A 6,293-nucleotide genomic window follows, 5' to 3' on the forward strand; every position below is an offset into this window, starting at 1 on the left:
GACCCGACGCCACCCGACGCGCCCGCTCCGACCCGACGCCCCGACCATATGAAATCCACCGACAGGCATCAAGGTTTGCCTGTAATTTTCCTTCAGCAGTCGAGGGCGGTGATGCCGAGGCCCGGCGCGTCGGGCAGGACCACCTCCGCGCCGGAGTACCGGATGCCGCCCCGCACCGGGGACCAGGCCAGCCACCAGGCGGCGTCGAGGTCGGAGACGGCGGACGTGCCGTACGCGGCGACCAGGCTGGCCGCCGCGCCGAGCCCGATCTGGCTCTCCATCATGGATCCGACGACCGTGCCGACACCGTGGGCGGTGGCCAGGTCGAGCAGGGTACGCGCCACCGCGAGCCCACCGCACTTGGCGAGCTTGACGTTGACCAGGTCGGCCGCCCGGTGCCGGATCACCTCGACCAGGTCCCGGATGTCGAAGACCGACTCGTCGGCGAGGATCGGGGTGTCCACCCGGTCGCTCACCCAGGCCATGCCCTCGATGTCGCGCCGGGCGACCGGCTGTTCGACGAGTTCGACGTCCAGCCCGGCGTCCTCGACACCCCGGATCACCCGGACCGCCTCGCGCGGGGTCCAGCCCTGGTTGGCGTCCAGCCGCAGCCTCGGTTCCGGGCCGACGGCGGCCCGTACCGCCCGGACCCGGGCCAGGTCGCCGGCGGGGTCGGTGCCGACCTTCAGCTTGAGTACGCCGAAGCCCTCGGCGCACCGCTGCTTGGCGGTGGTGGCCAGGTCGACCGCGTCCCCGGCGGAGAGGGTGACGTCGGTGGGTACCCGCAGCCGGGTACCGCCGAGCAGCCGGACCAGGGGGACGCCGAGGCGACGGGCGGCCAGGTCGTGCAGAGCGACGTCCACGGCCGCCTTGGCGGCCTCGTTGCCGGCGACCGCGCGGCGGACCTCCGCGCAGCGGGCCACCAGGTCGTCCGGGTCGCGTCCGGCGACCAGCGGGCCGAGGATCTCCTGTACGCACGCCTGCGCCCCGGCGATCGACGCGCCGGTCACCTGCCAGACCTGGGGGGCTTCGCCGAACCCGGAGCGGCCGTCGGTGTCGGTGACCTCGACGACCAGGGTGTCCACCGTGGTGGTGCGGCGCAGGGCGGTGACGAAGGGGGTGTGTAAGGGGGCGGAAAGCCGGTGGGTGCGTACCGCGGCGATCGTCATGTGGGGCACCCTATACGCAGGATGCGCGGCGCTGGGGAGGCCGAATTGATCGGGCAGGACTGGGAGCTGCTGGGTTCGCCGAATGCGCGGGACCTGGGTGGCCTGGTGGGTGCGGATGGTCGACGGGTCCGGGCGGGGCGGCTGATCCGCAGTGCGGCGTTGGGTCGGCTGGTCGACGAGGACCTGCCGGTGTTCGACCGGCTCGGGGTGACCTGTGTGGTGGACCTGCGCGGGGGGCCGGAGGCCGAGGTGGCTCCGGCGGACCGGTTGCCGGGTGATCCCCGGGTGGTGCACCTGCCGGTGTACGACCCGACGCATCCGCTGTTCACGTACGTGTCGGCGTTGCTGCTCGGGCACGACCTGTCGGGGTACGGGGAGTTGGCGCGGCAGGGCACGCCGGGGGCGATGGCGGCGATCTACCGGTGGTTCGTCACGGGGGAGTCGGCGCGCGCCGGTTTCGCCGGGGCGGTGCGCCTGGCGGCGGAGTCGCCGAACCTGCCGCTGCTGTTCCACTGCAGTGCGGGCAAGGACCGTACCGGCTGGTTGGCGGTGGTGCTGCTGACCCTGCTCGGGGTGGACGCCGAGGCGGTCCGGGCGGACTATCTGCTGACCAACGAGCGGACGGCGAGCCTTCAGGAGGTGCTGCTGGAGGCGATGGCCCGGCGGCATCCGGGGTTGGACGTGGCGGCGGTGCGGCCGGTGCTCCAGGTCCGCCCGGAGTACCTGGACGCCGCCTACGACGAGGTGGCGCGGGTGTACGGCTCGTTCGACCGGTACCTGCGGGACGGGCTGGGGATCACCGGTGAGCTGCGGGACACCCTGCGGGAGAACCTGCTGGTCTGACCGGTGGGTCTACTCCTGGGGAGGTGCCGCTCTGAGGCTCCGCGAACCAGGGTCCACCCGGTAGGACGTGCAGATCTCGTCGAGGCGGGAACCGGCTGCGTGCCGGGGGACGTCGAATGTCCCCACCTCGGTCCCCTCGGACGCCACGGGTACGGGGTGGTCGTCCTGGCCGGTGTCGACGACGGCGGCCAGGATGACGCCGTCGGCGTCGTAGACGGCGGTGATCCTCATGCGCCGCTCACCCAGCTGGCGCTCAACCGGTGCAGGGTGCTGCCGTTGCCGGCCACGCGCAGATCGAAGTGATCTATGTACTGGTTGCCGACCCAGACGGTGAAGTGTCGGACGATTTCCGATTCGGAGAGTTCGGCAAGGGGGCGGAAGGAGAATGTCCAGTGGTGCTCACGTTCGCCGATCTGCCACGTCCAGTGGGCGGTACCCGGGCCCTGGAAGAGGTCGAACCATCGATGGCCGGTTCCTGTTGACATGAAGCCAAGATAGCGTTATGTGAGATATATGAGTTGAGAATGCAGAAAGTCCCATTCTTGGCTGTTCCTCAGGGGGCAGAACACCGGTGCCTCGGCTACCGGCCGAGGGCGTCGCGGGCGGCCCAGACGGTGGCGGAGATCCGGGCGATCAGCCGGCAGGCGTCGTCCTCGTCCTCCTCGCCGCTGGGGCCACCGTCGGCGAGGTCGGTGGTGGTGCAGACCACGATGGTGTACGGCGGGGCGTCGTCGGGGAAGACCACCCCGGCGCCGTGCCGGACGCCCCGGACCCAGCCGTTCTTGTGCGCGATCCGGACCCCGTCGGGCAGTCCGGCGGCCAGGTCCTCCCGGTGCTCCTGGGCGAAGAGCACGTCGAGCAGGGCGGCGCAGGTGGCCGGGGCGGCGAGCGTCCCGGGGGTGGTCGCCCCCCGGGCGATCGTGGCGAGCAGGGCGGCCAGGTCGGCGGCGGTGACCAGGTTGGTGATGCCGGCCTCGCGGGCGGCGAAGTCCTCGATGCCCCGGCCGGTGACGCTGTGCCGGGCGCCGACCAGGGACCACACCTCGGCGACGGCGGGCCGGCCGACGTGGCCGAGGACGATGTTGGTGGCCAGGTTGCTGGAGCGGACGATCATGCGGTGGGCGAGCCAGCGCAGCGGCGCGGTCCGCCCGAGCCGGTCCCAGACCGCGTCGTCGTTGTCGTAGTCCTGCGCGCAGCCGAACCGGGGTGCGCCGGGCAGCGCGGAGTCGAAGCTGTTGTGCACCGGGACCGGGGCGTCCAGGTCGAGCCGGCCGGCGTCGGCGGACCGGTGCAGGGCGGCGAGCACGGCGGCTTTCATGGTGCTGGCCGCGTAGTGGGTGGCGTCGGGCAGCCGGGTGTACGTGGGCGGTCCGTCGAGCCGGCCGACGTGGACCGAGACCGTGCCGGGTACGGCGTGCAGCAGGTTGTCGAGATCGTCGGCGAGCATGGCGCAGACGGTAACCGATCCGGGTCGGGTGCCGGGGGACGGCACCCGACCCGGGACGGTCAGTTGGCGTGCTTGCGGCGGGCGGTGGCGCGGGCCCGGGCGGTCTGGTCGAGGACCACCTTGCGGATCCGGACGGCGGCCGGGGTGACCTCGACGCACTCGTCCTCGCGGCAGAACTCCAGGGCCTGTTCCAGGGAGAGCTTGCGCGGCGGGATCAGCTTCTCCGTCTCGTCGGCGGTCGACGAGCGCATGTTGGTGAGCTTCTTCTCCTTGGTGATGTTGACGTCCATGTCGTCGGAGCGGGAGTTCTCCCCGACGATCATGCCCTCGTACACCTCGGTGCCGGGCTCGACGAAGAGCTGGCCGCGTTCCTGGAGGTTGGTCATGGCGAACGCGGTGACCGCGCCGGCCCGGTCGGCGACCAGGGAGCCGTTGTTGCGGGTACGCAGCTCGCCGAACCAGGGCTCGTAGGACTCGAAGACGTGGTGCAGGATGCCGGTGCCCCGGGTCTCGGTGAGGAACTCGGTGCGGAAGCCGATCAGGCCCCGGGCGGGGACCAGCCACTCCATCCGGATCCAGCCGGTGCCGTGGTTGACCAGCTGTTCCATCCGGCCCTTGCGGGTGGCGAGCAGCTGGGTGATGGCGCCGAGGTACTCGTCGGGGGCGTCGATGGTGAGCCGCTCGACCGGTTCGCAGGTCTTCCCGTCGATCTCCCTGGTGACCACCTGGGGCTTGCCGACGGTCAGCTCGTAGGACTCGCGGCGCATCTGCTCGACCAGGATGGCCAGGGCCAGCTCGCCCCGGCCCTGGACCTCCCACGCGTCGGGACGCTCGGTGGGCAGGACCCGCAGCGAGACGTTGCCGACGAGTTCCTTGTCGAGCCGGTCCTTGACCATGCGGGCGGTGACCTTGGCGCCCTTGACCCGGCCGACCAGCGGGGAGGTGTTGGTGCCGATGGTCATCGAGATGGCCGGCTCGTCGACGGTGATCAGCGGCAGCGGGCGCGGGTCCTCGGCGTCGGCCAGGGTCTCACCGATCATGATGTCCGGGATGCCGGCGACGGCGATGATGTCGCCGGGGCCGGCGGAGTCGGCGGGCTTGCGTTCCAGGCCCTCGGTCATCAGCAGCTCGGAGATGCGGACCCGCTGGGTGCTGCCGTCGGTGCGGCACCAGGCCACGGTCTGGCCCTTGCTGATGGTGCCCTGCCGGACCCGGCACAGCGCGAGCCGGCCGAGGAACGGCGAGGCGTCGAGGTTGGTGACGTGTGCCTGGAGGGGCGCCTCCTCGTCGTACGCGGGCGGCGGGATGGTGTCGAGCAGGGTGCGGAAGAGGGGTTCCAGGGAGCTGCTGTCGGCGGGTACGGAACCGTCGGCGGGCTGGGTGAGGGAGGCGATGCCGTCGCGGGCGCAGGCGTAGACGATCGGGAAGTCGATCTGCTCCTCGTCGGCGTCGAGGTCGAGGAAGAGTTCGTACGCCTCGTCGACGACCTCCTTGATCCGGGCGTCGGGCCGGTCCACCTTGTTGATCACGAGAATGATCGGCAGGCGGGCCTTGAGGGCCTTGCGTAGCACGAACCGGGTCTGCGGCAGGGGGCCCTCGCTGGCGTCGACGAGGAGTACCACGCCGTCGACCATGGTCAGGCCGCGTTCCACCTCCCCGCCGAAGTCGGCGTGGCCGGGGGTGTCGATGATGTTGATGGTGACCGGGGCGGAGCCGTCGGCGGGCAGGTAGCGGACGCCGGTGTTCTTGGCGAGGATGGTGATGCCCTTTTCTCGTTCCAGGTCCATCGAGTCCATCACCCGGTCGGTCAGCTCACCACGGGAGCTGTAGGCGCCGGCCTGCCGCAACATGGCGTCGACCAAGGTCGTCTTGCCATGGTCGACGTGGGCGATGATGGCGACGTTGCGGAGGTCGGTGCGAAGCTGCATGAAACCCATTCTCCCGCCCGCGCCGATCAGGGCCGAGTCGGGGTCGCTCCCGGACCTGCCCCGGATCCCGGGGGAAACTTCTGTCCCGCCGGTCACCGTGGCTGGCAGGCTGGCCGTCGTGTTCGGGGTACGGGATGCATGATCTGCTGACGTCGCTGGGGGATCTGCCGGCCCCGGTGATCTACCTGCTGGCCGGGTTGGTGGTGGCCGGTGAGACCGCCGTGCTCGTCGGGTTGCTGGTGCCGGGTGAGGCGACCCTGCTGCTGGTGGGGTTCCTGGCGTACGCGGGGACGCTGCGGCTCGCCCCGGCACTGGTGGTGATGATCACGGCGGCGGTGCTGGGGGACGCGGTGGCGTTCCGGGCCGGTCGACGGCACGGGCCGAGGCTGCGGGCCGGCCGGTGGGGTGCCCGGGTCGGTGCGGCACGGTGGCGCAAGGCCCACGACCTGCTGCACCGGCTCGGTGGGCGGGGCGTGTTCGCGGCGCGGTTCGTGGCGTTCGCCCGGACCCTGGTGCCCCGGCTGGCCGGTGCGGCGGGGATGCCGTACCGGCGGTTCGCGCCGTGGAACATGACCGGGGTGGCCGGCTGGGTGGGCGGTTCGGTGCTGGTCGGCTACCTGGCCGGGGAGTCGTACGAGACGGTGTCCGGGTACCTGGGTCGGGCCACCGGGGCGGTGCTGGTGCTGCTGCTCGGGGTCGCGGCGATCCTGCTCGGTGGGCGCTGGCTGGGCCGTAACCCGGATCCGGTGCGGGCGTTGCTGGCCCGGGCCGGGCAGTTGCCGCCGCTGCGCTGGTTCACCAGCCGGTACGGGGTGCTGTTCTTCCTGTTGGCGATGCGGATCGGGCCGGGGTGGACGCTGCTGCTCAACCTGACCGCCGGGCTGGTGCTGATCTTCTGGGCGGGGC

General features: G+C 71.7%; 7 protein-coding genes. 2 read left to right on the top strand and 5 right to left on the bottom strand.

From position 1 onward, the window contains the following. Positions 1–92: 92 nt before the first annotated feature. Positions 93–1,169: a mandelate racemase/muconate lactonizing enzyme family protein gene (locus GSF22_RS29040; protein WP_208817085.1), complete on the bottom strand. Its 1,077-nt coding sequence runs from the start codon at positions 1,167–1,169 to the stop codon at positions 93–95. A gap of 21 nt (positions 1,170–1,190) precedes the next feature. Here GSF22_RS29040 and GSF22_RS29045 point away from each other — a divergent pair, with 21 nt between their 5' ends. Further along, a complete protein-coding gene (locus tag GSF22_RS29045; protein ID WP_439957816.1) occupies positions 1,191–2,012 on the top strand; it encodes a tyrosine-protein phosphatase in 822 nt (273 codons plus the stop codon). A gap of 9 nt (positions 2,013–2,021) precedes the next feature. Here the strand turns inward: GSF22_RS29045 and GSF22_RS29050 are convergent, their stop codons facing one another. The 4 genes from GSF22_RS29050 to typA form a co-directional block, all read right to left on the bottom strand. Then, positions 2,022–2,243 (bottom strand): hypothetical protein, encoded by a 222-nt coding sequence (locus GSF22_RS29050; protein ID WP_208817087.1) that lies wholly within the window; start codon positions 2,241–2,243, stop codon positions 2,022–2,024. Next, on the bottom strand, positions 2,240–2,497 hold the full coding sequence (locus GSF22_RS29055) for a hypothetical protein (RefSeq protein WP_208817089.1): 258 nt from the start codon (positions 2,495–2,497) through the stop codon (positions 2,240–2,242). The genes GSF22_RS29050 and GSF22_RS29055 overlap by 4 nt, the downstream gene beginning before the upstream one ends. 95 nt (positions 2,498–2,592) lie before the next feature. Continuing rightward, positions 2,593–3,459: a serine hydrolase gene (locus GSF22_RS29060; protein ID WP_208817091.1), complete on the bottom strand. Its 867-nt coding sequence runs from the start codon at positions 3,457–3,459 to the stop codon at positions 2,593–2,595. Positions 3,460–3,518: 59 nt separating this feature from the next. Continuing rightward, the gene (gene typA / locus GSF22_RS29065) at positions 3,519–5,387 is read right to left on the bottom strand and encodes a translational GTPase TypA (protein ID WP_208817093.1); all 1,869 of its coding nucleotides are present in this window, start codon (positions 5,385–5,387) and stop codon (positions 3,519–3,521) included. A gap of 134 nt (positions 5,388–5,521) precedes the next feature. Between typA and GSF22_RS29070 the strand changes: the two genes are divergently transcribed. Beyond that, a partial coding sequence (locus tag GSF22_RS29070; protein WP_208817095.1) for a DedA family protein occupies positions 5,522–6,293 on the top strand: 772 nt, incomplete at its 3' end.

The sequence above is a fragment of the Micromonospora echinofusca genome (assembly GCF_017614955.1).
GTDB lineage: Bacteria > Actinomycetota > Actinomycetes > Mycobacteriales > Micromonosporaceae > Micromonospora > Micromonospora echinofusca_A.

What these genes read in the sequence shown, in the direction of transcription:
- GSF22_RS29040 (WP_208817085.1), bottom strand. Translation starts at nt 1,169, where the DNA reads ATGACGATCGCCGCGGTACGCACCCACCGGCTTTCCGCCCCCTTACAC.
- GSF22_RS29045 (WP_439957816.1), top strand. Translation starts at nt 1,191, where the DNA reads ATGCGCGGCGCTGGGGAGGCCGAATTGATCGGGCAGGACTGGGAGCTG.
- GSF22_RS29050 (WP_208817087.1), bottom strand. Translation starts at nt 2,243, where the DNA reads ATGAGGATCACCGCCGTCTACGACGCCGACGGCGTCATCCTGGCCGCC.
- GSF22_RS29055 (WP_208817089.1), bottom strand. Translation starts at nt 2,497, where the DNA reads ATGTCAACAGGAACCGGCCATCGATGGTTCGACCTCTTCCAGGGCCCG.
- GSF22_RS29060 (WP_208817091.1), bottom strand. Translation starts at nt 3,459, where the DNA reads ATGCTCGCCGACGATCTCGACAACCTGCTGCACGCCGTACCCGGCACG.
- typA (WP_208817093.1), bottom strand. Translation starts at nt 5,387, where the DNA reads ATGCAGCTTCGCACCGACCTCCGCAACGTCGCCATCATCGCCCACGTC.